29 protein-coding genes are annotated in these 26,157 nt (G+C 34.1%); 28 read left to right on the forward strand and 1 reads right to left on the reverse strand.

Annotated features, from left to right (window positions below):
* Nucleotides 1-208 precede the first annotated feature (208 nt).
* The 10 genes from Q5Y73_RS22770 to rsmI all read left to right on the forward strand — a co-directional run bounded on the left by Q5Y73_RS22770 (nt 209) and on the right by rsmI (nt 7,549).
* Nucleotides 209-433, forward strand: a complete 225-nt coding sequence (locus Q5Y73_RS22770; RefSeq protein ID WP_371320262.1) for a sigma factor G inhibitor Gin — start codon at nt 209-211, stop codon at nt 431-433.
* A 204-nt stretch (nt 434-637) separates the two neighbouring features.
* Nucleotides 638-2,095 (forward strand): aminotransferase class I/II-fold pyridoxal phosphate-dependent enzyme, encoded by a 1,458-nt coding sequence (locus Q5Y73_RS22775; protein ID WP_305994226.1) that lies wholly within the window; start codon nt 638-640, stop codon nt 2,093-2,095.
* 34 nt (nt 2,096-2,129) lie between these two features.
* A complete protein-coding gene (tmk, locus tag Q5Y73_RS22780) occupies nt 2,130-2,780 on the forward strand; it encodes a dTMP kinase (protein ID WP_305994227.1) in 651 nt (216 codons plus the stop codon).
* A gap of 118 nt (nt 2,781-2,898) precedes the next feature.
* Nucleotides 2,899-3,228: a cyclic di-AMP receptor DarA gene (gene darA / locus Q5Y73_RS22785; RefSeq protein WP_305994228.1), complete on the forward strand. Its 330-nt coding sequence runs from the start codon at nt 2,899-2,901 to the stop codon at nt 3,226-3,228.
* Nucleotides 3,229-3,245: 17 nt separating this feature from the next.
* Nucleotides 3,246-3,692 (forward strand): YaaR family protein, encoded by a 447-nt coding sequence (locus Q5Y73_RS22790; RefSeq protein ID WP_305994229.1) that lies wholly within the window; start codon nt 3,246-3,248, stop codon nt 3,690-3,692.
* 25 nt (nt 3,693-3,717) lie between these two features.
* Nucleotides 3,718-4,695: a DNA polymerase III subunit delta' gene (gene holB / locus Q5Y73_RS22795; protein ID WP_305994230.1), complete on the forward strand. Its 978-nt coding sequence runs from the start codon at nt 3,718-3,720 to the stop codon at nt 4,693-4,695.
* Between the two features lies 1 nt (nt 4,696).
* Nucleotides 4,697-5,500 (forward strand): PSP1 domain-containing protein, encoded by an 804-nt coding sequence (locus Q5Y73_RS22800; protein WP_305994231.1) that lies wholly within the window; start codon nt 4,697-4,699, stop codon nt 5,498-5,500.
* Nucleotides 5,501-5,529: 29 nt separating this feature from the next.
* A complete protein-coding gene (gene yabA / locus Q5Y73_RS22805; RefSeq protein ID WP_305994232.1) occupies nt 5,530-5,868 on the forward strand; it encodes a DNA replication initiation control protein YabA in 339 nt (112 codons plus the stop codon).
* A gap of 66 nt (nt 5,869-5,934) precedes the next feature.
* Entirely contained in the window at nt 5,935-6,681 is a 747-nt protein-coding gene (locus Q5Y73_RS22810) for a tRNA1(Val) (adenine(37)-N6)-methyltransferase (protein ID WP_305994233.1), read from the forward strand.
* Between the two features lies 1 nt (nt 6,682).
* A complete protein-coding gene (gene rsmI, locus Q5Y73_RS22815; RefSeq protein WP_305994234.1) occupies nt 6,683-7,549 on the forward strand; it encodes a 16S rRNA (cytidine(1402)-2'-O)-methyltransferase in 867 nt (288 codons plus the stop codon).
* 102 nt (nt 7,550-7,651) lie between these two features.
* Here rsmI and Q5Y73_RS22820 read toward each other — a convergent pair whose 3' ends face one another.
* Nucleotides 7,652-7,939 carry an AbrB/MazE/SpoVT family DNA-binding domain-containing protein gene (locus Q5Y73_RS22820; protein WP_305994235.1) on the reverse strand — a complete coding sequence of 96 codons (288 nt, stop codon included), beginning with the start codon at nt 7,937-7,939 and terminating at the stop codon, nt 7,652-7,654.
* A gap of 349 nt (nt 7,940-8,288) precedes the next feature.
* On the opposite strand from Q5Y73_RS22820, the gene Q5Y73_RS22825 reads away from it, so the two are divergent.
* From Q5Y73_RS22825 to Q5Y73_RS22910, 18 genes are all read left to right on the forward strand, one after another.
* Nucleotides 8,289-9,053 carry a TatD family hydrolase gene (locus Q5Y73_RS22825; RefSeq protein ID WP_305994236.1) on the forward strand — a complete coding sequence of 255 codons (765 nt, stop codon included), beginning with the start codon at nt 8,289-8,291 and terminating at the stop codon, nt 9,051-9,053.
* Between the two features lie 262 nt (nt 9,054-9,315).
* On the forward strand, nt 9,316-10,377 hold the full coding sequence (locus Q5Y73_RS22830) for a resuscitation-promoting factor (protein ID WP_305994237.1): 1,062 nt from the start codon (nt 9,316-9,318) through the stop codon (nt 10,375-10,377).
* A gap of 193 nt (nt 10,378-10,570) precedes the next feature.
* Nucleotides 10,571-11,122: a ribonuclease M5 gene (gene rnmV, locus Q5Y73_RS22835; protein WP_305994238.1), complete on the forward strand. Its 552-nt coding sequence runs from the start codon at nt 10,571-10,573 to the stop codon at nt 11,120-11,122.
* A gap of 9 nt (nt 11,123-11,131) precedes the next feature.
* Nucleotides 11,132-12,016, forward strand: a complete 885-nt coding sequence (rsmA, locus tag Q5Y73_RS22840) for a 16S rRNA (adenine(1518)-N(6)/adenine(1519)-N(6))-dimethyltransferase RsmA (RefSeq protein ID WP_371320263.1) — start codon at nt 11,132-11,134, stop codon at nt 12,014-12,016.
* A gap of 65 nt (nt 12,017-12,081) precedes the next feature.
* Nucleotides 12,082-12,969 (forward strand): sporulation peptidase YabG, encoded by an 888-nt coding sequence (gene yabG, locus Q5Y73_RS22845; RefSeq protein WP_305994278.1) that lies wholly within the window; start codon nt 12,082-12,084, stop codon nt 12,967-12,969.
* Nucleotides 12,970-13,059: 90 nt separating this feature from the next.
* On the forward strand, nt 13,060-13,335 hold the full coding sequence (gene veg, locus Q5Y73_RS22850) for a biofilm formation stimulator Veg (protein ID WP_305994239.1): 276 nt from the start codon (nt 13,060-13,062) through the stop codon (nt 13,333-13,335).
* 289 nt (nt 13,336-13,624) lie between these two features.
* The gene (locus Q5Y73_RS22855) at nt 13,625-13,804 is read left to right on the forward strand and encodes a small, acid-soluble spore protein, alpha/beta type (RefSeq protein WP_305994240.1); all 180 of its coding nucleotides are present in this window, start codon (nt 13,625-13,627) and stop codon (nt 13,802-13,804) included.
* A gap of 223 nt (nt 13,805-14,027) precedes the next feature.
* Nucleotides 14,028-14,882, forward strand: a complete 855-nt coding sequence (ispE, locus tag Q5Y73_RS22860; protein ID WP_305994241.1) for a 4-(cytidine 5'-diphospho)-2-C-methyl-D-erythritol kinase — start codon at nt 14,028-14,030, stop codon at nt 14,880-14,882.
* A gap of 77 nt (nt 14,883-14,959) precedes the next feature.
* The gene (gene purR / locus Q5Y73_RS22865) at nt 14,960-15,790 is read left to right on the forward strand and encodes a pur operon repressor (protein WP_305994242.1); all 831 of its coding nucleotides are present in this window, start codon (nt 14,960-14,962) and stop codon (nt 15,788-15,790) included.
* 15 nt (nt 15,791-15,805) lie between these two features.
* Nucleotides 15,806-16,183 (forward strand): RidA family protein, encoded by a 378-nt coding sequence (locus tag Q5Y73_RS22870; protein WP_305994243.1) that lies wholly within the window; start codon nt 15,806-15,808, stop codon nt 16,181-16,183.
* 157 nt (nt 16,184-16,340) lie between these two features.
* Nucleotides 16,341-16,628, forward strand: a complete 288-nt coding sequence (spoVG, locus tag Q5Y73_RS22875; RefSeq protein WP_305994244.1) for a septation regulator SpoVG — start codon at nt 16,341-16,343, stop codon at nt 16,626-16,628.
* 236 nt (nt 16,629-16,864) lie between these two features.
* Nucleotides 16,865-18,253, forward strand: a complete 1,389-nt coding sequence (gene glmU, locus Q5Y73_RS22880; RefSeq protein WP_305994245.1) for a bifunctional UDP-N-acetylglucosamine diphosphorylase/glucosamine-1-phosphate N-acetyltransferase GlmU — start codon at nt 16,865-16,867, stop codon at nt 18,251-18,253.
* Between the two features lie 15 nt (nt 18,254-18,268).
* Nucleotides 18,269-18,826: an aminoacyl-tRNA hydrolase gene (pth, locus tag Q5Y73_RS22885; protein ID WP_305994246.1), complete on the forward strand. Its 558-nt coding sequence runs from the start codon at nt 18,269-18,271 to the stop codon at nt 18,824-18,826.
* Nucleotides 18,827-18,897: 71 nt separating this feature from the next.
* The gene (fin, locus tag Q5Y73_RS22890) at nt 18,898-19,128 is read left to right on the forward strand and encodes an anti-sigma-F factor Fin (protein ID WP_305994247.1); all 231 of its coding nucleotides are present in this window, start codon (nt 18,898-18,900) and stop codon (nt 19,126-19,128) included.
* An 83-nt stretch (nt 19,129-19,211) separates the two neighbouring features.
* Entirely contained in the window at nt 19,212-22,733 is a 3,522-nt protein-coding gene (gene mfd, locus Q5Y73_RS22895) for a transcription-repair coupling factor (protein ID WP_305994248.1), read from the forward strand.
* On the forward strand, nt 22,720-23,778 hold the full coding sequence (locus tag Q5Y73_RS22900) for a peptidylprolyl isomerase (RefSeq protein ID WP_305994249.1): 1,059 nt from the start codon (nt 22,720-22,722) through the stop codon (nt 23,776-23,778). The genes mfd and Q5Y73_RS22900 overlap by 14 nt, the downstream gene beginning before the upstream one ends.
* Nucleotides 23,779-23,893: 115 nt before the next feature.
* The gene (gene spoVT, locus Q5Y73_RS22905) at nt 23,894-24,436 is read left to right on the forward strand and encodes a stage V sporulation protein T (RefSeq protein WP_305994279.1); all 543 of its coding nucleotides are present in this window, start codon (nt 23,894-23,896) and stop codon (nt 24,434-24,436) included.
* A gap of 100 nt (nt 24,437-24,536) precedes the next feature.
* Nucleotides 24,537-26,153, forward strand: coding sequence for a putative polysaccharide biosynthesis protein (locus Q5Y73_RS22910; RefSeq protein ID WP_305994250.1), 1,617 nt, complete (start codon nt 24,537-24,539; stop codon nt 26,151-26,153).
* Nucleotides 26,154-26,157 lie beyond the last annotated feature (4 nt).

Here is a 26,157-nt window from a genome sequence, read left to right on the forward strand (position 1 = left end):
TTTACTCACTACAGTGTCTTTTTTTAGACCGTATTTTGATTTCATATTTTTTTAATCATTTTATCCTGGACTTTGTAGAAAGCATTAACCACAAAGTAGTCAAACACCTTTCCATTTAATGCACATATAATGATTGAAATTAGAGCCGCAGAAGGGAATTTTGAAAATATTGTTTTAAAACAAATTTGGAAGTTTAAGAGGATAGATAATGTGGCATAATGATAGAAAAAGCAAGGGTGGGAAGTCTATGGAGAGTGAGTTAGACTATACCTGTATAGTATGTGAAAAGCAGAATGGAAAGGGAATTATGATATGTTCTCAATTTATTTGTAATGATTGCGAGTCTGAGATAATACGTACAGATGTAAACGATGCAAAGTATTCATTTTATATTCAAAAACTAAAAAGAATAGGGTATAAAAATATAATTTAGTTTCTAGCTCAAATGTAATGAACATCTAACTACACATAAATATGTTCACAAATAACCGTCTTTGATGTGACGGTTTTTTTGATAACGTAAGAATTTTATAGGTTTATAAATATAATGATAGTGTATTTCATTTCCTAATTATCATGTTAATATTAAAGGGAAGAGATAAGACTAATTTTAAACTCGGAGAGGAAATTCAATAAAATGAATCAACACAAAGCTCCCTTGTATGATATGTTAAAGCAATACCATATGGATAACAAAGCTAGTTTTCATGTACCAGGGCACAAATTTGGTAGAGCATTAAATAAAGAGGAGCAGTATTATTTTAAACAAATTATGGAGATAGATTATACAGAAATTACAGGTTTAGATGATCTGCATGATGCACAGGGAGTTATTGAAGAATCACAAGAGCTTGCCGCTCATTGTTTTGGTGCCGAGGAAAGTTTTTTTTTAATTAATGGAAGTACAGTCGGTAATCTTGCCATGATCTTATCTGTATGTGAACGAGATGATTTGATCATCGTTCAAAGAAATGTACATAAATCTATAATTAACGGGCTTATTTTAGCTGAAGCAAAAATTGTATTTTTGCCTCCTAACTTAGATAAAAACACGGATCTGGACTTTGGAATCGATGAGAAGACGTTGCAAACGACATTAGTTCAGTATCCTAATGCTAAGGCGGTATTACTAACCAATCCAAATTATTTTGGGATAGGGATGGATTTGAAAGACATTGCTAAATTAGTTCATCAAAATAACATCCCTTTATTAATTGATGAGGCACATGGAGCTCATTATGGGTTTCATCCTGCTTTACCTGATTCGGCATTGTTTAGCGGTGCAGATGCGGTCGTTCAATCCACGCATAAAATGTTAACTTCTATGACGATGAGTGGTATGCTTCATGTTCAAGGGAATTTGATAGATAGAGAAAAAATTCGTCATTATCTAACAATGCTGCAAAGTTCAAGTCCATCGTATCCCCTAATGGCATCTTTAGACATCAGTCGCAGATGGATAAGCACAGAAGGAAGAAGGAGGATATCTATTGTTCAAAATATGATAACAGGGTTTAAAGAGAAAATGGAGAAATTGCATTGGTTTGAAATCGTGAATAGTACGAAATATACTGATAAGAAATACACTCAAGATCCTTTTAAAATAATCATAAGGGATCTAACAACAACATTATCAGGTTATGAATTACAAGCGGAGATAGAAAAACGACAATGCATGGTGGAAATGGCGAACCCAAGGTTTGTATTAATCGTTTGTAGTGTTTCAACGCAAGAAGAGGACTTGCAAAAATTATTAGATGCATTGAGGGATATATCAGATGAATTCAGTTTGAAAAAGAAGGAACTGAGGGAAAACATAACGAATAGTATTTATGAAACGAATTTCACAAAATTAAATCCACCTATGCAAATGAAACGCAATATAACTCATACTGAGGTTGTAAATATAAATGAGGCATTGAACTCTATGTCTGCTGAAATGGTCATTCCATATCCACCAGGTATCCCCATACTTTACCCAGGAGAGATGATTACATCAGAAGTGTTAATAAAGATAAAGCAATTCATAGACTCAGGAGCTTATTTTCAAGGGTCTAAAGAATTAAAAAATAATCAGATCAAAATTGTGAAATAACAAATCAAAAATTCAGTCAACAAGGAGGTTTGTTGTGAACGGTTTATTTATTACTTTTGAAGGACCAGATGGTTCTGGAAAAACCACTCAAATACAACAACTATCAAAAACATTAATTAATCAAGGATACGATGTCGTTACAACAAGAGAACCAGGAGGGACAAGAATCAGTGATCTGATAAGAAATATCCTTCTATCAACAGAATATCAAGAAATGCAAGATCAAACAGAAGTGTTACTATATGCTGCTTCTAGGGCACAACATGTTCATGAAATTATTATTCCTGCATTAAAGGAAAATAAAATCGTATTGTGTGATCGTTACATTGACGCCAGTATGGCATATCAATCTGTAGGATTGGGAATTAATCAAAAAACAATAAAAGATATCAATCACTTTGCAAGCTCTGGATTACAGCCTGAACGCACTTACATGATGGATGTGAGTGTGAAGGAAAGTCAAAATAGATTATTACAAAGAACGAGTAAGCAAGGAGAAATAATTTTAGATCGAATAGAACAAAAAGCCCATGATTATCATAAAAAGGTAAGAGAAGGTTTTTTAGAAATAGCAAAAAAAAATCCACAAAGAGTATGTCTGATCAATGCAAACCAGCCAGTTGATATTATTTCTGAAGAAATAGTAAAAGATATTACTTCTATATTAGCAGATAGAAATATGTAAAACTTATTTCTATCTTAAGGATTTTTATTCTACTGGTATACTGGGGTAAGCAGGAACCCTAATGAAAACGAATAGTAGTTTAAACAATTTTAAAGTATAATTGTAGGAGGGGATTAAAATGAAATTAATTATTGCGGTAGTACAGGATAAGGATAGTAATCGATTATCAAATGCATTAATTAAATCAAATTTTAGAGCAACGAAATTAGCTAGTACTGGTGGTTTTTTAAGATCAGGGAATACCACTTTTATGATTGGTGTTGAAGATGAGAAAATAGATGAAGTGATCGGTGTGATTAAAGCCAATTGTAAGGTGAGGGATCAATTGGTATCGTCTGTTTCACCTGTTGGGGGGACAACGGACTCATACATTCCGTTTCCAATTGAAGTTCAAGTTGGGGGAGCAGCAGTATTTGTACTTCCTGTAGATAAATTTGAGCACTTTTAAAGGAAGGTATTAAAACATTGAAAATAAACTCTGGTTTGCGCTCCTTACAAAAAAATGTGTTGGTTTCAGATCAAACAAGCAACAATTCAATTACAATGAAAAATTTCTCCGAAACATTACAGCACCAAGAACGATTTGCATCGAGTGAACAATTAAAACAAGCTATGCTCCAAATCGAGATACAAGGTAAACGATTGACAAAATCCATGACAGTTCGGGAATTGTTCGCATATAAAAATCTTGTACGACGATTTATGGAAGAGTCTGTTCGCAACGGAATACAGCTTAAAAATAAAATCGGTAAGGATCGGAGAGGCAGAGGTAGAAGATATAAAATTCTAGAAGAAGTCGATCAGTCGTTACTACAAATGACAGATGATTTATTAAAAAGCGAGCAAGGAAGAATAGAGATATTGCAAAAAGTAGGGGAAATTCGCGGAATGCTAATCAATCTTTTATTTTGATGTAATAATATGAAGGGGTCGAATCATGTCTTTTCATGAAATAATGAATCAAACCAAGGTGAAACAAAAGCTTCAGAATGGACTGAAAATGAATAAAGTATCACACGCATATTTATTTACAGGACCATCAGGTACAGGGAAAAGAAAAATGGCCTTGAACTTTGCAAAGGCTATTTTTTGTATAAAAAAAATAGACGATGCTTGCGATCAATGTATTGAATGCAAGAAATTTGAACATGGGAATCATCCACAGCTTCGTCTAGTAGAACCTGATGGAAACCATATTAAAATTGAGCAAATTAGGGAACTGCAAAAGAATTTTTCATATAAAATGAATGAAAATCAGACTAAAATTTATATTCTTTTTAAAGCAGACAGACTGACTACGCAAGCAGCAAATAGTTTATTGAAGTTTCTGGAAGAACCTAGTTCAAATGTTGTTGCCGTTTTGATAGCGGATAATGGACAAGCTGTATTACCAACAATTCGTTCTCGTTCACAATGGATTTCTTTTCAGCCACAATTGTCAGAAAAAATGGCTGAACAACTAATTCAAGAAGGGTTTGCATCAGAATTAGTTAATAGCGGTGTTCGTTTAACGTCGGGATTGGAAGAAGCTAGGGAGCTTATCCAATTAAATTCGTTTGCAGAAATAAGAGGCATAATGATACAATTAGCTAAGGAAAGTTTAAATAAATTTTCTGAAGCAAGTATTACTGCACAACAAAAAATATTTAAATCCAATCTTACAGACGAGCTAAATGTACTTTTAGATTTATTTATATTATGGTTTAAAGATATCATTCAAATACAGTGTGGCAAAAAGGATAAGCTTGTTTTTGAGGACCAGATCCCTTGGTTAGAGAAAAACGCTTTTACAAGGCAAATGAACGAATGGGTTCAGTGTATGGAGATTGCAATAAATACAAAAAAGAAACTCCGATTTAATGTAAATCCTCAGTTAGCTCTCGATCAATTTATGATCCAAATTAAGGGGGGATGAAATGTACTCAGTAATTGGGGTTCGCTTTAAAAAAGCGGGCAAGATTTATTATTTTGATCCAACGAATCAACCCGTTTCAAAAGACGATCATGTTATTGTAGAAACTGCACGAGGCATAGAATACGGAACAGTCGTCATAGGGGAAAAACAAGTAGATGAATCAGACATTGTGTTACCATTGAAAAAAGTGATTCGTATAGCAAAATCTGCAGATGTTCGAGTGATGGAAAATAATAAAAAAGATGCTAAAGAGGCTTTTTATGTTTGTTTGGATAAAATTAGTCAGCATCAATTAATTATGAAATTAATTGATGTAGAATATACTTTTGATAGAAATAAAATTATATTTTATTTTACAGCTGAAGGAAGAGTAGATTTTCGTGAGCTTGTTAAAGATTTAGCCAGTATTTTCAAAACACGTATTGAATTAAGGCAAATTGGTGTGAGAGATGAAGCGAAGATGTTAGGTGGCATCGGTCCCTGTGGAAGAACGTTATGTTGCTCTACTTGGCTTGGTGATTTCGAACCGGTTTCCATAAAAATGGCTAAAGATCAGAGGCTCTCATTAAATCCAACGAAAATCTCTGGTCTATGTGGTAGATTAATGTGTTGTTTAAAGTTTGAACACGACCAATATGAAAGTGCCAAAAATGATCTGCCTAAAGTCGGAAGTTTTGTAATTACATCATTGGGTGAAGGTAAGGTTGTTTCCATTAATCCTGATAAAAATTCTGTACAAGTTAAAATTTTCGATATAGAAAAAGTGAAGGAATTGTCACTTGAAGATGTTGTTGAACAAGAATAAATGCGGTTTTCTTAAACTGAGGTGGAATTGTGGAGAATAAGGATATCTATACACAGGCCAATGAACTAGAAGAGCATTTAGGCGATATATATAAAAATATTGGCGAAATGAAAAAAAAGCTTGTGCAATTGCTTGAGGAAAATAAACGTTTAAGTTTAGAAAATCAGCAGTTGAGAACGTTGTTGAAAAAGGACCAGTCTGAAGAAGATAAAATAAAAGAGGAAATTCCTCCATCTCCTGTAATAGGAGAAGGTTACGATAATTTAGCTCGTTTGTATTATGAAGGATTTCATATTTGTAATGTATATTATGGACACCTTAGGACAGAAGGTGACTGCCTCTTTTGTTTATCCTTTTTAAACAAATAGAATAAATATAATTAATGTAAAACCGCAGGCTCAATTCCTGCGGTTTTACAAGTTAGGAAAGGAATTATGGAAAAAAATATTTCTTTAATGGAACGTGAAAGAATTGATGATTTATTAACAAAAGAATTAAAAATTATACAGAGTGATGAGGTTTTTAGCTTTTCAATGGATGCGGTATTATTAGGACGTTTCTGTTCTGTTCCAACGAAAGGTAGGATATTAGATTTGTGTTCAGGAAATGGAGTCATTCCTCTTCTATTGTCTACAAGAACACGCGCTCAGATTACAGCGGTTGAAATTCAAGAAAAACTTGCTGATATGGCTATTCGAAATATGGATATGAACCATTTAACAGATCAAATTTCTGTCATTCGTGGTGATTTAAAACAAATGCATTTGCAATTAGGATATGGTAAATTTGATTTAATAACGGTGAACCCTCCTTATCTACCAGCCCAGACAGGAAAGCAAAATATAAATCAGCATATTGCGATAGCTAGGCATGAAATATGTTGTACTTTAGAAGACGTTATTTCTGCATGTAATAAATTGGTGAAAAGTGGTGGCAAGGTAGCACTTGTGCATCGTGCTTCTAGATTAGCAGATATTATTGTTTTAATGAGACAATACAACATCGAACCCAAACGCATTCGATTTGTCCATCCTAGAATAAGTGAAGAAGCAAATATGGTTCTAGTTGAGGGAATTAGAAATGGCAAAGCGGATATGCACATATTAAAACCTCTAATCGTTTATAATGATCGGAATGAGTATTGTAAAGAGCTAATGGAAATTTATTATGGAGATGTGTAAGATGAATGTACAAAAAAGCTTTTCAGAAGAACAGAATAAAGGCTGCTTGTATCTTGTAGGTACCCCAATTGGAAATTTAGAAGATATATCACATAGGGCACTCAGAATATTAAAAGAAGCGGAGTGCATAGCATGTGAGGATACTAGACAAACAAGGAAGCTTTTAACTCACTTTCAAATTTCAACCCGTTTAATTAGTTACCATGAACACAATAAACATACGAGTGGAAAAGAAATAATACGTCTTATAGAACAAGGCAGTGATTTGGCATTAGTAAGTGATGCTGGTTTGCCTGTCATATCCGACCCAGGGAATGATTTAGTGAAACTGGCAATAGAATCTAATATTTCAATCATACCAATTCCGGGAGCTAACGCAGCTTTGTCCGCATTCATTATTTCAGGATTAGAAACAGATCAATTTACATTTTGCGGATTTTTACCTAGAGAAAAAAAGGATAAAAAGGAGAAAATTATAGAATTAGCAGATTTGGCTGGATCCATTATTTTTTATGAGTCTCCTCATCGATTAATAAATACTTTGAATGTAATGTATGAGAATTGGGGAAATCGTCAGGTATCAATAGCAAGGGAGATAACAAAAAAGTACGAAGAGGTAATTAGAGGCACACTAGAAGAATGTATACGTTATATAAGTGAAATAAAGGTGCAAGGCGAATATTGTATTGTTGTACAGGGAAGTACAGCCAAAAAAGAAAGGAAAGATGAATTATGGTGGAGTTTGATGTCGATTAAAGAACACGTGGAACATTACATGAACCTGGAGCTTGACAAAAAAGAAGCGATGAAAAAAGTAGCAGGTGATCGAATGGTCTCTAAACGTGATATATATAATCATCTCCTTTAATAGAATAAAAAAATCCTGCCGTAGTTTACATATTTATATAACGGCAGGAGACAAAGGAGATATGAAAAGGTTAGAATTAACTAAATCTTCTTTTATTATATACTAAATGATTTCTTTTGTCACTGAATTATCTTTTTTAGTTGAATTATAAATTTCAATAAGTTCAGGAATTATTTCTTTACTGATCATTTTCCCTTTAAAGTAAACCAAATCATTGGCATTACCAGTGAAAATACATGCAGGCTCATATTTTTTAAGCATGACTTTTTCTCCGTCAACATAAATTTCTAGAGCGTCTTTTTCTGCAATTCCTAAAGTTCTGCGCAGCTCAATTGGTATTACTACACGACCAAGCTCGTCTACTTTTCTTACAATACCTGTGGATTTCATATGATTTTTCCCCTCTCATTATAACAAACGTCAATTTTCGACAATATTTTCATAACTTATGATACTAATGTTTGCCAAATTAGTCAATACTTCATTAATCATTAATTTAAGACTTTCAATGAAGTAAAATATATAATTAATAATTATGCAATATAATTCGATTTCATGATGAATAATAACTGTATGTAATGTATTTAAATACATTACTATAGAAAACACTAACATCCGACAAACTTTTAGTAGAATATGTAGAAAATTGTCGAATGATATTGATAAGCAGTCATAAAGTTTTCTTTGTACTTAAAATTATGTAGACTATGGATAGGTTTATTTTGAAGGGAGTTTAATTATGTTAATAGATACGCATGTGCACTTGAATGCAGAACAATTTAATGAAGATCGGGAGCAAGTTATTGAACGTGCAAAAAGTAATGGAGTTTCAACTATGATCAATGTTGGGTTTAATCGTGAAACAATACCAGAGACAATGCAGCTTGCTGAAAAATATGATTTTATATATGCAGTAGTAGGATGGCATCCAACAGATGCAATACATATGACGCCCGAGGATTTAGGATGGATAGAATCTTTATGCAGCCATGATAAAGTAGTGGCGATTGGAGAAATAGGATTAGATTATTATTGGGATACATCACCAAAAGATATTCAACAAAAGGTTTTTAGAGAACAGATTCGATTGGCGCGTAAAGTGAAAAAACCAATTGTGATCCATAACCGAGACGCTCATCAAGATGTTGTCGACATTTTAACAGAAGAAAATGCTGCAGAAGTAGGGGGCGTTATGCATTGTTATTCAGGAAGCTGGGAAATAGCAAAAAAATGTTTAGATATGAATTTCTATATTTCCTTTGGCGGTCCGATTACATTTAAAAATGCTAAACAGCCTAAAGAAGTACTGAAGAAAGTTCCATTAGACCGATTGTTAATAGAAACCGACTGTCCGTATCTTACTCCTCACCCGTTTAGAGGAAAAAGAAATGAGACAGCGTACGTAAAATATGTAGCAGAGGCTGCTGCGGAAATAAAGGAAATGTCACTTGAAGAAATTGCACAAGTAACCACCAATAATGCAAAAATATGTTTTCAAATATAATCTGATTTTAGGAATAAGCAGTTAAATAGAGATAAACAACGTAAAATATAAGATTAGTGGATTAAAACATTTCATTTTCATGGAATTTACCGTTTTATTCCTCTAATCTTTTCTTTTTGGCATTTTACATATTGAGGATAAGTTGAGTATGATCTTTAAGAAACAATTACTAGTCTTTTGTATTTTTTTCCAAATTGATAAGACTTCATATTTTCTCAATTTTTTGAATTTTTTGAATACAAAGGTTTAAGGAGGAATTTTGATGAGAGTAAGTAACAAATTAACTCTCACAACTTTTTTTGTCATTATTTTAGTGGCTGTAACAGCATTCATAGTATGGACTTTAGTAGGAGTAAAGGAAATATATTTGGTCATTGATGGTGATGAAAAAGTTGTTAAAACGAGCGAGGAAAACCTAGGAGCATTTCTAGAAGAACAAGGGATCACTTTAAGTGAACATGATGAAATCTCTAAATCCCTAGAAGCAACTTTAATAGATCAAGATAAAATTATGATTCATTACGCTGTACCTGTTCTAATCAAAGTAGAAGGTAAAAATGAATTAGTATATACAACAGCTGATTCGGTAAAAGATGTTTTATTAGAACAAAAGATTGAATTAGGACCAGAGGATGAAGTTTCCCCTCTATTAGACGCTCAAGTAAAGGATAACTTAGAGATTAAAGTAACGAGAATTGAAACTTTTGTGGAAGCTGAACAATCGTCAATCTCTTACGATGTAGTTACGGTTGAAGACTCTACCTTGCAAGAAGGGAAGGAGAAAGTTGTACAAGAAGGTATAGAGGGTGTATTGCTCACAAAAACAGAAAAAGTCAAAAAGGATGGAAAAGTAGTTTCAGAAGATATCATCCAAGAAGTAGTTCAAATTGAGAGTACAGATCATATTATAGCGAAAGGTACATTAAAACCGATTGCTAAATTGACAGCTTCTTCACCCAATGTGGCAGAGGTAACAGTGAATGGAATCACATTTAGTTATAAAAAAGTATTAAATAATGTGAAGTTAACGGCATATGATGCAGGTTTTAATTCCACTGGTAAAACCGAGGATCATCCTCAATATGGGATTACTTACACGGGAACCACTGTAAAGGAAGGTCATACGGTTGCTGTGGATCCAAATGTTATTCCATTAGGATGGTGGATTTATATTGAAGGTTATGGTTTTAGAAGGGCTGAGGATATCGGAAGCGCAGTTAAAGGGAAAAAAGTAGATATTTATTTTGAGGATGAAGACTTTGTGGATGGATTTGGGTTGAAAAAAGGTTATACGGTCTATGTAATTGGTCCTGAAAAGCCATAATGATTTAAAATAAATAAAAGAATCAGTTCCCTGTTACATGAAAGGGACTGATTCTTTTTTATAACTTAGAATAACTAAGAATTTAGATTTAAAAATGAATGCACATTAAAGTATTGATGTTTGGATATTCTTGTTTATAGAAACATATATAATATATACTTGGATATGAGTTTTAGAGAAGGGATCAAAAAAGATGATTAAAGAAATGATTATCGTTGAAGGGAAGGACGATACTACAGCAATCCAGCGAGCTGTAAAAGCAGATACGATTGAAACTGGTGGTTCAGCTATCAATAAAGAAGTGATCCAGAGGATTAAATTAGCTCAAGAAAGAAGAGGGGTCATTATATTTACAGATCCTGATCACGCTGGAGAACGAATTCGTAAAATAATATCTTCTAAAGTGAAAGGTTGTAAACATGCTTTTCTGACGAGAGAAGAGGCTAGTTATAAAGATAACATTGGAGTGGAGAATGCTTCAGATGAGGCAATACAAACTGCACTTGAAAATGTAAAAACAGAGTTTTTAAGTATAGATAAAGATAAAGAACAAATTTCTTGGCAGGATTTAATGGATGCTGGATTAATTGTCCATGCCCAAGCAGCAAAAAGAAGAACGGAATTAGGGAAGGTATTGGGTATAGGATATTGTAATGGTAAACAATTTTATAAAAGATGCAAAATGTTTCAGATAACAAAAAAAGAATTTGAAAACGGATTAAACCAAATAGAATTAAAGGATTGAATCACTCATATGGACAACATGCAAAAGGAACGTATTTCATCACCAAAAAACACAAAAGAAATTATAAAGAAGTATGGTTTTTCATTTAAAAAAAGTCTTGGTCAAAACTTTTTGATTGATCAAAATATTTTGGAACGAATCGTAAATGCAGCTCAATTAGATCAAAGTAAAGGTGCTTTAGAGATTGGTCCTGGGATAGGGTCTTTAACACAATCTTTAACTCAGACAGCGGGTAAAGTAGTAGCAATAGAATTGGACCAGCGTTTAATTCCAATTTTAAATGACTTGCTAAAACATTACGATAACATTGAAGTTATTCATGGAGATGTGTTGAAATTAGATCTAAGAACCATTTTAGAAGAACAGTTCAAAGAGCAAACAGAGATTAGTGTAGTAGCTAATTTGCCTTATTATGTGACGACTCCTATTATTATGGCTTTGCTGGAAAATCAATTACCTATTGAAAACATCGTGGTTATGATCCAGAAAGAAGTAGCTGAAAGAATGGTAGCTTCACCTGGCGGCAAAGAATATGGGAGCTTAAGCATTGCAGTTCAATATTATTGTGAACCTGAAATGGTGTTAACTGTCCCGCATACGGTTTTTATTCCACAACCAAATGTTGATTCAGCTGTGATACGATTAAAGCTCCGTAAGAAGCCTAGAGTTCACATTGAAGATAGTGAGTATTTTTTCAAAGTTGTTCAAGCTAGTTTTGCACAAAGAAGGAAAACCATCATAAATAATTTAACTTCTAATCTTTTTACAAAAGATGAGAAGCAAAAATTGATTTCGATTTTAGAATCTTGTGAAATTAACCCGTCTAGACGAGGCGAAACCTTAAGCATAGAAGAATATGCTAGGCTGAGCAACAGATTGAGGGAAATTACTTAAACGATCCCCTATTTATACACACAATATACACTTACCCCATAGTATAGATGAGGAGGGGTGAGATGATGTATCGAGGAGATTTGGTAACCAGAAGGTCTTACGGGGAAGACGTTGTATTTGAGATTTTAGATATAAACAGACAACTTGCTTTTTTAAGAGGGGTTGAATATCGACTATTCGCAGATTCTCCTATGCATGATTTAAATAAAGTGCATGATTATCGATTAACTAAAGACTATATGAGATCACATTCCAGGGTTCAACAAACTCATCGTTTAATCCAGCAATACAGAAGAGAGCAGCAAGAAACAAATTTGCAGAATATGATTGTTATAAATGAGCAAGATGAAGAGCAGGAATTACAATCTTACTTTGAAGTGCCTGGTAAAGTGCTTCATTTGGATGGTGACTCTCGCTATTTAAATAAAAGTCTTGATTTATATAATCAACTTCGAGTGCCGGTAGAAGGTCATTATATACAAGAAAAAGATATGCCTGATCAATTGTATGATTTATTACCTAAAGCGAAACCTGATGTATTAGTCATTACTGGACATGACAGTTTGATAAAGAATCGGAGAAATAGGGATGAATATAGCTTGGATAGTTATAAAAATTCTCGAAATTTTGCTAAAGCTGTGAAAATTGCTAGAGAGTATGAGAAAAATAAGGATACGTTAATGATTGTAGCAGGTGCTTGTCAGTCACATTTTGAAGCACTTTTACAAGCAGGGGCTAATTTTGCGAGCTCTCCACAAAGAATATTAATTCATGCACTTGATCCTGTTCAAATTGCTTCCAAAATTTCATATACCTCCATAAAAGAAACTGTAAATATGTCTGATGTTATTAGTTACACTATAAGTGGCATTAAAGGTATGGGTGGTATAGAATCTAGAGGGAGTTATAGAATCGGACTTCCTAATATCAAAAAAAGCGAAAATAATCATTGACAATAACTTTGTTTCACTGATATAATTATTAAATTTGACTTTCCTTATTCCTTTAGATATAATGGATTAGGAAAGAGGTGGTAGTTGGACATGTCAAAAAATTCATTGTCAGAAATAAAACGCAGCTTGGAGACCCATGTTGGGGCTAAAATCATGTTAAAAGCAAATGGTGGTCGCAAGAAAACCATTGAAAGAACAGGTGTGTTAGAAGAAACCTACCCTTCTGTTTTTATTGTTAAATTAGATCAGGAACAACATGCCTTCAAAAGAGTGTCTTATTCCTATGCAGACATATTAACCGAATCTGTAGAAGTTACGGTATGCAAAGATGAGGGACAAGTTAAAATTACTTACATTGAACATTAACATGTAATACATGCATAGCATATATGATTTAATGAACAAAACCAATATAGGTTTTGTTTTTTTTTTTTTTTTTTGTTTGTTGAAATACAATTTATCCATTTGTGTATTTATAACTGTTAGAGGATTTTTCCTTTTTCAATGAGTATCTTATGCTTCTATTTAACATATACTATCCTTCATACAATAGCTTTTTCACTTTTTCACTTTTTCACTTTATCGGTTTTTACTGTGAAACAAAGATGACAGTTCATAAAGATATTTTAAATAAATGGATTAAGGAGTGTAAATTATGGCACGTAGAAGAAGAAATAGTGTGATGTCTGAACAATTTAAATATGAACTTGCCAAGGATCTTGGTTTTTATGAGACGGTTCAACGTGAAGGATGGGGTGGCATAAAAACAAAGGATGCTGGCAATATGGTGAAAAGGGCGATACAAATTGCAGAGCAGGTTTCTAATAAACAGTAGTAGTTAAAAAAACTAAAGCATTTTCGTGCTTTAGTTTTTTTATACACATCTCTGTGAAAACGGAATAGAGATTGTTGTTCTTTTTTTGGGGTTGAAAATGATGTTTAAGGACCCCTATGGATGCTTTTTGTAAAATCATTTGTTATATTATATAGAGTAAATAAATACATAAACCCCAGTGAAGAAAGGTTCACTTTTTATTGTGATCGAAGAAGGTGTTTTGATGAAAATATATGAAAAAGCCCCTGCAAAAATTAATTTATCGTTGGATATACTTAGAAAAAGAGACGATGGTTACCATGAAGTTGAAATGATTATGACAATGGTTGACTTGTCTGATCGATTAGAGATGTCTGAGTTATCAAGGGATACCATTATCATTACCAGTCAAGCGGGTTATATTCCTTTAGATGAAAAAAACTTGGCTTTTCAAGCTGCTCGTCTTATAAAAGAAAAATATGATGTAAAAAAAGGGGTTTATATCCATTTGGATAAAAAGATTCCTGTTTCGGCCGGTTTAGCTGGTGGAAGTAGTGATGCAGCTGCAGCGTTAAGAGGATTGAATCGATTATGGAAATTAAATATTCCAGTTAGTGACTTAAAAAAGATGGCTGAAGAATTAGGATCAGATGTGCCATTTTGTATTGAAGGCGGAACGGCATTAGCAACTGGGCGAGGAGAAATATTAGAGAAATTATCGTCTCCACCTCAATGTTGGGTTATATTAGCTAAACCACCAATCAATGTATCCACAGCTGATGTTTACAGTAGAGTTGATGTAAGGAATATAAAAAAACATCCTTCAACAGAAGTACTGAAAGATGCAATCGAAAATAAAGACTTTCAAGAAATATGTCAATCCCTTGGCAATGTACTTGAAGATGTGACTATGCCTATGTATCCTCAAGTAAAACAATTAAAGGATGTCATGCATCGTTTAGGTGCTGAAGGTGTTTTAATGTCCGGTAGTGGTCCTACTGTATTTGGCCTTGTTTCTAAACAGTCTAAGGTAAATAAAATATACAATGGATTGCGTGGATTTTGTAATCATGTATATGTGGTTAGAATATTAACATAGGTTTATTATTTTGGTAAAAACACGTATAATATTGATATATTTAAAATTAATATTCGGTATATACAGGAAGGGATGTTATGAAGAAGTTAAAAAGAAGTGCGAGATTGGTTGAAATGACTCAATATTTATTAATTCATCCCCATTTACTCATCCCGTTAACCACCTTTGCAGAGAGGTATAATGCTGCTAAATCCTCTGTTAGTGAAGATTTGGCTATTATTAAAGAAGTGTTTGAATCGGAGGGATTGGGTAAACTTCATACACTTGCTGGAGCAGCTGGAGGAGTGAAGTATGTCCCTAAAATTCCGAAAGATTTATCTCTGGAAATGATTAAAAAAATATGCACACTTTTAGAGCAACCTAATCGTATTTTACCAGGTGGGTATTTGTATATGTCGGATATTTTAGGACAACCTGTCTACATAAACGAAATAGGAAAAATGTTTGCATCTATTTTTTCAGATAAAGAAATTGATGTCATCATGACTGTAGAAACAAAAGGAATTCCTTTAGCTTATGCAGTCGCATCTTATTTAAACCTACCAGTTGTCATTGTAAGAAGAGATAATAAAGTAACAGAGGGTTCTGCAGTAAGTATTAATTATGTTTCTGGATCGAATAAAAAAATAAGAATGATGACACTCTCAAGAAGAGCTTTAAAAGAACAATCGAAAGTATTAATCATTGATGATTTTATGAAGGCCGGCGGAACTGTACAAGGGATGAAGGATTTATTGGAGGAATTCAACGCTAAGGTGGTTGGTGTTGGTGTTTTTGTTGAGTCAAGTGAGGAAGGTGTAGAGGAACATTTAATTACAGATTATGTTTCACTTGCTAAATTAACTAGTGTGGATTTAAAAACAAAAAAAATTACTGTTTGCCCTGGTAACTATTTTGAAAATGAATAAGGAGGTCATTATATTATGACTATAAAATTTGTACACACTGATGATGCACCAAAAGCCATCGGTCCATATTCTCAAGCTGTAAAGGTAGATCGATTTATTTATACTTCTGGACAAATCCCTCTAGATTTAGATGGGAACATAGTAGAAGGTGGAATTAAAGAACAAACACATCAAGTATTTAAAAATTTAAAAGCAGTTTTGCTTGAAGCAGGAGCTTCATTAGAAAATGTAGTAAAAGCAACAGTGTTTTTGAAGGATATGAACCATTTTGTAGATGTAAATGAAATCTATGCTTCTTATTTTGGTGATCATAAGCCTGCTCGATCAGCTGTAGAAGTAGCTAGACTACCAAAGGACGTATTAGTAGAGATAGAATTAGTGGTATATATTTAACTGATAAAATGGTAATTAATCCATTTATTTACTTTTATATGTAGTGTTTTAGCATGAATGTCACAAAAATATAAAATTTTTTATAAAAAAAGAAGGAATTATCATAAATTTGTGGAAGTATTAACCAAGTCTTTTTAATAAAAGGTGGTGAACACAAGTGCAAATTACTGATGTAAGACTCCGCCGCGTTAATTCCGAAGGAAGAATGAAGGCGATTGCATCGATCACAATTGATAACGAATTTGTTGTTCATGATATTCGTGTTATCGAGGGGAACAATGGGATGTTTGTAGCGATGCCAAGCAAGAGGACCCCAGATGGAGAGTTTAGAGACATAGCTCATCCAATATCCTCCCCAACTCGTGAGAAGATTCAATTAGCAGTATTAGAAGAATATGATAATGCTTCTTCAGAGGAAGATGGAGTAATTGAAGAGGGAGCATAAAAAATGAAAAGAGAGCTATATGCTCTCTTTTCATTTTAGTACCTAATTGTCTCACTTTTTGAACAAGCACTTTATGTGTTATGATTACAATGAATTGAATAAATGAAAAAGCTTGATTATATAGTGCAATGAGATTATATATTTTATATTATCTTCATATAATGTGGATTACTATTTTGTATAATATATGAATGAGTAGAAACACATAAAAGTATAATAAAGGAAGGTTTTTGAACTTGAAACTTTTATCAATTGTTTTAGCAGCTGGCAAAGGCACAAGGATGAAGTCAAAAAAGCATAAAGTTTTACATCCTCTATGTGGTAAACCTATGGTAGGTCATGTCATTGATGTCTTGAAAGGGGTAGACAGCTCCAGAATCGTTACGATCATAGGACACGGAGGGGAAGAGGTCAGATCTTATTTGGGAGATCAAGTGGAATATGTTCTTCAAGAGGAACAATTAGGCACAGGCCATGCAGTCATGCAAGCGAAGCCGTTGCTGAAGGATCAAGAAGGAATTACGATTGTTACATACGCAGACGCTCCTTTAATCACACCAGAATCTTTGAAAAAGTTCATCGAGGCTCATAAAGAGTCGCAAGCGGCAGCGACAATATTAACAGCTGAATTAGATAATCCTTACGGTTACGGCAGAATTGTAAGAGGCAGTCAAAATGAAGTGACAAGTATTGTTGAACAAAAGGATTGCTCGCCTGTAGAAAGAGAAATTAAAGAAATTAACACAGGTACGTACTGTGTGGATAATAAAAAGCTGTTTAATGCATTGGATCTAGTTACCAATAATAATGTTCAAGGTGAGTATTATTTAACAGATATTATAAGAATATTAAAACAACAAAACGAAAAAATTGAAGGTCACATATTGGAAGATGCAAATGAATCTTTTGGGATTAATGATCGAGTTCAGTTGGCTGACGCAGAGAAGATTATGCGTGGTCGTATTCTAAAAGAGCATATGAGAAATGGAGTGACCATTATTGATCCATCCAACACATATGTTGATTCAGGTGTTACGATTGGAATGGACACAACATTAATGCCAGGAACTAAAATATCAGAAAATGCTCAAATTGGATCTTCATGTACCATAGGTCCTCAATCCGAAATAAATAATACAAAAATTGGAGATTATGTTACAATTAAACAGTCTGTAGTAGTAGACTCCACAGTTGGGAACCATACTACTGTAGGGCCATTTGCTTATTTAAGACCGGGGTCCAATATAGGTGAACATGTTAAAATAGGTGATTTTGTTGAAATTAAGAATGCAACTATTGATGATCATAGTAAAGTATCTCATTTAAGTTATGTTGGAGATGCTAAAGTTGGACAGAATGTCAATATTGGATGCGGTGCAGTGACAGTGAATTATGATGGATTTAAAAAGCATTTAACTGAAATAGAGGATGAAGCTTTCGTAGGCAGCAATGTGAACTTGATCGCACCAATCAAAGTTGGAAAAGGCAGCTATGTTGTTGCAGGTTCTACGTTAACGGAAGATATTGAGGCAGATAGTGTTGCTATTGCGAGAGTAAAGCAAACAACAAAAGAAGGATATGCTAGCAAATTGAAAAGTCGCATCAAAAATAAATATAACAATTAAATGAGGTATAAAAGAGTGAAATGGATCGTAGGATTAGGTAATCCAGGTAAATCATATGAGAAAACAAAACATAATGTTGGTTTTATGGTTGTGGATCGCTTTGCTGAATTAAACGACATCAAAATCTCTAAAAATAAATGTAAATCTCTAATCGGGGAGGGAAGTATTAAAGGTCAAAAGGTTGTATTGATCAAGCCGATGACATATATGAACCTTTCTGGTGAGGCCGTGAGAGCTTTCATGGATTATTACGATGCAAATCTAGAAGATATGATTGTTGTATATGATGATATAGACATGGATTTTGGTAAATTGAGATTGCGGTATAAAGGAAGTGCTGGAGGAAACAACGGCATTAAATCTATTATTTCACATACAGGGACTCAGTCATTTAATCGCATAAGATTTGGTATCTCACGTCCTCCTAAAGGATATGAAGTACCTGATTATGTCCTTTCAAAATTTCATAAAAATGAATTAGAGACTTTGGATGAAATGATTTCAAAGAGTTGTGATGCTTTATCTTATGCTCTTGATGAATCATTTGAAAAGACGATGGCAAAGTTCAATTAACTATTATTGGCTAAAAACCAAAAGAGTTGAGCATACTGATAATAAGTCACATGTCGGGGGGCATTACGATTATGTCAGTAAAATATATTTGTCGTCATTGTCAATCCAAAATAGGAGAAATTTCCAACGAAGAAGTAAATGAAATGCGCTTAGGTTTTCACTTATTAACACCCGAGGAAAGAAATGATATGGTATCATATAATCAACATGGTGATATTACAGTGAAAGTAGTGTGTGATTATTGCAAGGAAGCTATTGAAAATCATCCAGAGTTGTCATTGATATCTAATCCATTGCAATAACAGTATAAGAACAAGAATTACACTGGCTATTTAGTCTTAGCAGGTTTTCGCTGAGGCTTCTTTTAGTGTGAGGGGGGTAGAATTTGAAAAGAATTATTCAATCATTTTCTGAAGATACCAACGTACAGTCTATCATTAATGGAGTTCAATCTAATATGAAGGAACAGCTTGTCTCAGGTTTAGTTGGTTCTTCACGACAAATGGTACTAGCTGCATTATTTTCAGAAATGAACAAACCCATGATTATCGTAACGCATAATCTTTTTTCAGCACAGAAAATATATGAAGATCTTAAGGAGTGCTTTTCAGATTCAGAACTCCTTCTTTATCCTGCGAACGAATTGACTTTAACAGAATCTGCAGTTGCAAGTCCAGAAATGGTTGCGCAGAGATTAGATGTGCTATCAAAATGTGCTCTTGGGTTCAGAGGTATTATCATTTCACCTTATGCTGGTATTCGAAAATTCCTTCCAACTCCAGAAGCGATTAGGGAGGCCCATATTCATTTATCAGTTGGGGAGGAATTAAATCTCGATTTATTTAAGAAACAAATGAGTTTACTAGGGTATGAAAGAGTAGAGCGAGTTGAGGCTAAAGGAAATATGAGCATTCGTGGCGGAATTATAGATTTTTATCCTATGACTTCCACTACACCTTTTCGAATTGAACTATTTGATGAGGAGATCGATTCTATTCGATCTTTTGACATCTCCGATCAAAGATCAATTGATAAAGTATCGTCTATCATCATAACTCCTTGCGAAGAACTAATTGCAGATGAACGTAGGTTTCAGAATGCTGCAAACCATGTTAAAAGTGTGTTAGATGAATATTTAAATAAAATAAATGATGCTCAACTCAAAGAAAAACTAACTTCATCCATATCTAATGAAATAGATTCATTAAAGAATGAAACTTATTTTAAAGATATTTATAAATACAGTACATTCATTTATCCAGAGCGGAATACTTTATTGGATTATATGTCAGATGACTCACTTATCGTAGTGGATGAACCTTTACGATTGCTTGAAACGATAAAACAGATTGAAAAGGATGAAGCGGAATCTATAACGACTCTATTAGAGCTTGGAAGAACGATTCCTGCTTTTATTCTTGCAGAAGAATATAATATTATAATGAAATCTAAACCGTTTCCTGTTGTTTATTTTTCCTTGTTTTTGAGACAAATTCCTCACGCACATCCGCAAAACATTGTAAACTTTACTTGTCGACCTATGCAAAACTTCCATGGTCAAATGAATGTTTTAAAATCTGAAATTGAGCGATGGAAAAAAGCAGGGACAGACGTCGTGATTCTAGCAAATGGAGAAGAAAGAATTGATAAGGTTAGACGTGTGTTAGGAGATTACAATATTGAAGAACCTAATATCATTAACAACCATTTAACAAGCGGGTTTGAGTTTCCGTCTATCCATCTTGCTGTTATTACTGAAGAGGAAATGTTTAATAAAAAACATCGAAAAGTCAGGAAAGCAAATAAACGGGTTGAAAATGCAGAAAAAATTAAAAGTTATTTAGATTTAAAACTAGGCGACTATGTTGTTCATGTAAACCATGGCATTGGTAAATATGTAGGTATTGGAACTTTAGAGATTAATGGAATTCATAAAGATTATATTCATATTATGTATGCAAATGATGACAAGCTTTCTATTCCAATTGATCAGCTCGATTTAGTGCAAAAATATGTGAGCTCTGAAGATAAAGAACCAAAGTTATATAAACTTGGAGGCACGGAGTGGGCAAAAGCAAAAAATAAAGCTCGTTCTTCTGTCAAAGATATTGCAGATGATCTCATTAAGTTATACGCAGCTAGGCAAGAATCTGCTGGTTATAGTTTTAGTAAAGACACAACTTACCAAGCTGAATTTGAAAGCATGTTTCCTTATGAGGAAACAACGGATCAATTAAAATCTATTCATGAAATTAAAGCTGATATGGAAAAAAGACAGCCAATGGACCGATTATTATGTGGTGATGTAGGATATGGGAAAACGGAGGTTGCTATCCGAGCTGCTTTTAAAGCCGCAATGGAAGGGAAGCAAGTTGCGATTTTAGTCCCAACAACGATTTTGGCCCATCAGCATTTTGAAACATTTCAGGAGCGTTTTTCTGGATATCCGATCAAAATCGATGTGCTGAGTCGTTTCCGAAGCAGGAAAGAACAGAAGGAGACAATGAAGGGTATAAAAAATGCAACTGTGGATGTTGTGATCGGAACACATCGATTGTTATCTGCTGATGTTGTATTTAAAGATATAGGACTCCTTATCGTAGACGAGGAACAGCGATTTGGAGTATCTCATAAAGAAAAGCTAAAACGATTGAAAACAAATGTCGATGTTTTAACTTTAACTGCAACACCGATACCAAGAACCTTACATATGTCTATGCTTGGTGTTAGAGATCTATCCGTGATTGAAACACCGCCAGAAAATAGATTTCCTGTACAGACTTATGTCGTAGAGCATAGCCATACGCTTGTCAGAGAAGCGATTGAAAGAGAGTTAGCCAGAAATGGACAAGTTTATTATTTATTTAATCGTGTGCAAGGCATTTACCAAATGGCAGAACAAATTTCAGCTCTTGTCCCAGATGCAAGGGTAGCGGTTAGTCATGGAAAAATGTCAGAGCAAGAATTAGAGAAAACAATTCTTGATTTTCTAGATGGTGAATATGATGTGCTCGTGAGCACATCCATTATTGAAACTGGTGTAGATATACCGAATGTAAATACATTGCTCGTTCATGATGCGGATAAGATGGGATTGTCGCAACTCTACCAATTAAGGGGCAGAGTGGGACGTTCCAATAGAGTAGCCTATGCATACTTGACTTATCAACGAGATAAGGTTTTAAATGAAGTAGCTGAAAAGAGGCTTCAGGCGATTAAGGAATTTACAGAGCTCGGTTCTGGGTTTAAAATTGCGATGCGTGACCTCTCAATTCGGGGTGCAGGTAATTTATTGGGAGCAGAGCAGCATGGCTTTATCGCTTCTGTAGGATTTGACTTGTATTCTCAAATGTTAGCAGACGAGATTTCTAAGAAGAAAGCGGTATTGCACGGTGAAGTGATTGAATCGACAAAAGAGATTATTACTCAGATTGATATAGGAATTGATGCATATATACCACCAGAGTATATCTATGACAGTATGCAAAAAATTGAGATTTATAAAAAGGTTGCGTCCATTCGGGAATTAGATGAAGTGACAGATCTATTTGATGAGCTTATTGATCGTTTTGGTGATATTCCTGATGCTGTTGCTAATTTATTGGCAGTAGCTAAATTAAAAGTTTATGGTCGAATTTACTCCATTGACACTATTTCGAGGAAAAATGACGATATCATCATGATAATGGATGATGAACAGAATGGTAAAATTGATGGGCAAAAGCTTCTTAAATTAAGTTCTCAATATCAAGGAAAAATTAAGCTTGTTCCAGGTCAAAAGATTCAAATCATTGTCAAAGGTAAAGGACTTGATTCTGACCAGATTCTAGAATTGATGGAACAATTTCTGGTACAATACAAAGAAGTGTTTAAAGACAAGGAGGAACTACAAAATGCAGCAAGGTAAATTAAAGTGGATAAAAGGGTTCATGATGGCATTATCGCTAGTGTTAGTATTAACCGCTTGTGGACAAGAAGCCGATGAAGAGGGTGCGGCAGATACAGGTGAAAGTGGGACTGAAAATGAAGTAGTAGAGATAGGTCCAACAGAAGATGCTGGTAATGTAGCAGAATATGAGGGTGGAGAAGTTACAGTAGAGGAATTTAACTCCTTTACAGGTGTGATGAAATTGTTATATACACCTCCGTATTTTGACCAACTTCAAGCAACACCAGGCTTTAATGATAATTTAGTTAAACAGTTGGTTGCTTTTGAATTACTAGAAGCAAAAGCCGATGAAGAAACGAAAAAGGAACAACAAGAAATTGCTGAAGGTGATCTTCAGACTTTCATAGCAGAATACGAGGCTGCGAATGGAGAGGGGTCGTGGAGTCAAGGGTTAGAGGAAGTTGGAATTGTAGAAGAGGATTTTAGAACATTTATTGTGCTTTCCAATGTATCTCAGGAAGTTTTAAGCAATCAAATATCTGATGAAGAAGTTCAGGCGGAATATAATCGAGTTTTATCCGAAACTCCAGCGCAGTTAGTCTCTCAAGCTACAGTTAGTCATATTTTAATTCAAACCTTTGATCCTGCTACTGAGGAAGAAATCAGATCTGAAGAGGAAGCTATGGCGATAGTGGATGAAGTGTATGCTAAATTGGATGCAGGTGAAGATTTTGGTGAATTAGCCAAAGAGTATTCAGAAGATGAAGGCTCTAAAAATAATGGTGGAACTTATGAAAATGCAAATATCAACAATTGGGTTGAAGAATTTAAACTTGCAGCGGCTGAACAGCCTGTGGGTGAGATTGGTAAACCTGTAAAAACAGTATATGGTTATCATATTATTAAAGTGGATGATCGTACAGAGTTGTCTTTTGATGAAGTAAAGGATGCCATTCTTGCAAGTTTGGTTCAAGGGAAACTTCAAACCTATAGTACTGAAGAGGCGGTTGGCCTTATCACAGGGATTAGTGTACCTGAGATTGCAGTTCCTTCAGAAGAATAATTGTTAACATTTTGTGTATAAGAATTTGGGAGTAGATGAATACTATGGACGTAAACCCAACAGATAAGATATCCAGTTTAAATAAAATCTTCTGAGAAAGCGAGGCACCATGAACATGAAAGCAACTGGAATTGTACGTCGCATAGATGATCTAGGCAGAGTTGTTATACCAAAGGAAATTCGTCGAACTTTAAGAATTCGAGAAGGAGATCCATTAGAGATTTTTGTTGATCGAGATGGTGAAGTGATATTGAAGAAATACTCACCGATAGGCGAATTGGGTGATTTTGCAAAAGAATACGCTGAATCTCTTTATGAAAGTACAAATCATATTGCAATCATTTCTGATCGCGATACGATCATATCAGTCTCAGGTGGGGCCAAAAAAGATTATTTAGAAAAACGTATCGGTTCCTTGCTTGAAGAAAGCATGGAACAACGAAAAACGATTTTTCATGATACTTCAGGGGAGTACGAAGTTTGTAAGGACATGCGAGAAAATTTTTCTTCAATCGTCATATCCCCTATTGTTACAGGCGGGGATCCAATCGGTACGGTGATTTTAGCAAGTAAGGACGATGACTCTAAAATGAGTGAGACGGAAGTGAAAATGGTTGAAACGGCCGCTGGATTTTTAGGTAAACAAATTGAACATTAATATGTCATCTCTTGTATGACAGCTTCCGCTTAGCTATAAGTTGGAAGCTTTTCTTTTTTTCCTTTATAATAAAGGATATTTAAAAAGTTAGGAGAAAAAGATGTCACAATCCACTTTGCTAAGAGGCGTAACTATACTAGGAGCAGCTGCCATTATATCAAAGTTATTAGGAACGCTCCAGAAAATTCCAATGCAAAATATTGGTGGAGATGAGGCATTTGGCATTTACAGTGCTGTATTTCCTATCTACACATTAATTATATTTTTGGCTACGGCTGGTTTCCCAGTTGCCATTTCTAAATTTGTTTCTGAAAGTTTGGAAAAAAATAACGAAGCAGAAGCATTTCAGATATTAAAAGTTTCCTGTATCATTTTATTTTTGTCTGGATTGCTTTTTTTTTCGCTTCTTTTTTTTGGTGCGCATATCATCGCAAATGCAATTGATAATGAGCATACGATCATGGCAATTCAAAGCATTTCCTTTGCCTTGTTGTTTGCGCCTATAATGTCAGCGTTAAGAGGTTATTTTCAAGGTAAACATAATATGATTCCTACTGCTATATCTCAAGTTATTGAGCAATTTGTTCGAGTATTTATTATGATTATTTTATTGCTATACTTAACCTATAATGGGTATTCTAATGAATGGATCGCTGCAGGGGGGACTTTTGGTTCAACAGCCGGTGCATTAGCTGGATTCATTGTTATGTTTTTCATATGGATGAAGGAAAAAAATCATATTCAAATAGCCAGCACAGAACTTACAATTGGTTCTATGCTGAAATTGAGCAAAAAACTGATTCATTATGCCCTACCTGTATGTTTAGGTTCTATAGTTGTACCTATTCTAGGTATTGTAGATTCTTTCACATTGCCAAGGTTAATAGGGATATATCAGGGACTGAACGAGTCTCATGCAATTGAACAATTTGGGATTTATGCTCGTGGCCTTACTCTTATACAATTAGTTGCTATGATATTTACCTCGGTCTCCGTTGCACTTGTTCCTTTGATGGCAGAACTAAAATTAAAAGGGCACAAGGATAAAATTAAGGTGCAAACTGAATTATCCATACGTTTTACTTGGTTAATTGGAATCGCAGCAAGTTTTGGGTTGTTTTTTTGCATTAAGCCCATTTTAATTATGCTTTTTGAGAATGAACTTGGTGTGTTAAGTGCTTCTATTTTATCGTTTGCGATTGTTTTTAGTGTGTTGAATATTGTGTCTACAAGTATATTACAAGGCTTGGGCTTCCCTTTCATTCCAGCTGTAAATCTTTTGATTGCTACTGGATTAAAAGTAATATTGAATGTATGGTTTGTGTCCCTTTGGGGTATTGAAGGAGCTGCTCTGTCCACTGTATTCGCTTTTGTTGCGGCAAGTATTTTAAATTTGATAACATTATATAGAAAAACGGCATTTTCAATTAAGTTTTCAAATTATTTTATAAAACCGATTTTTTCCATTGTCATTATGGGAATATCCATATACATCATCTATTTTGGACTTCAATTTATTTTTGATCATATAGCACAAGGATTAGAGTATAGATTGAGTGCTACCATTATCTCATTATTTGCTGTGAGTTTTGGTGCAATGACATATTTAATCAGTATATTTGTCTCACGTACGATCAGTGAGGATGATTTGTCTCATATGCCAAGTTTGAGCAATAAGATAAGTCCTTTACTTACTAAAATTAAAATGAGGAAGTGAAACG

Origin of the sequence: Chengkuizengella axinellae, from assembly GCF_030730905.1 — a bacterium.
Classification (GTDB): domain Bacteria; phylum Bacillota; class Bacilli; order Paenibacillales; family KCTC-33759; genus Chengkuizengella; species Chengkuizengella axinellae.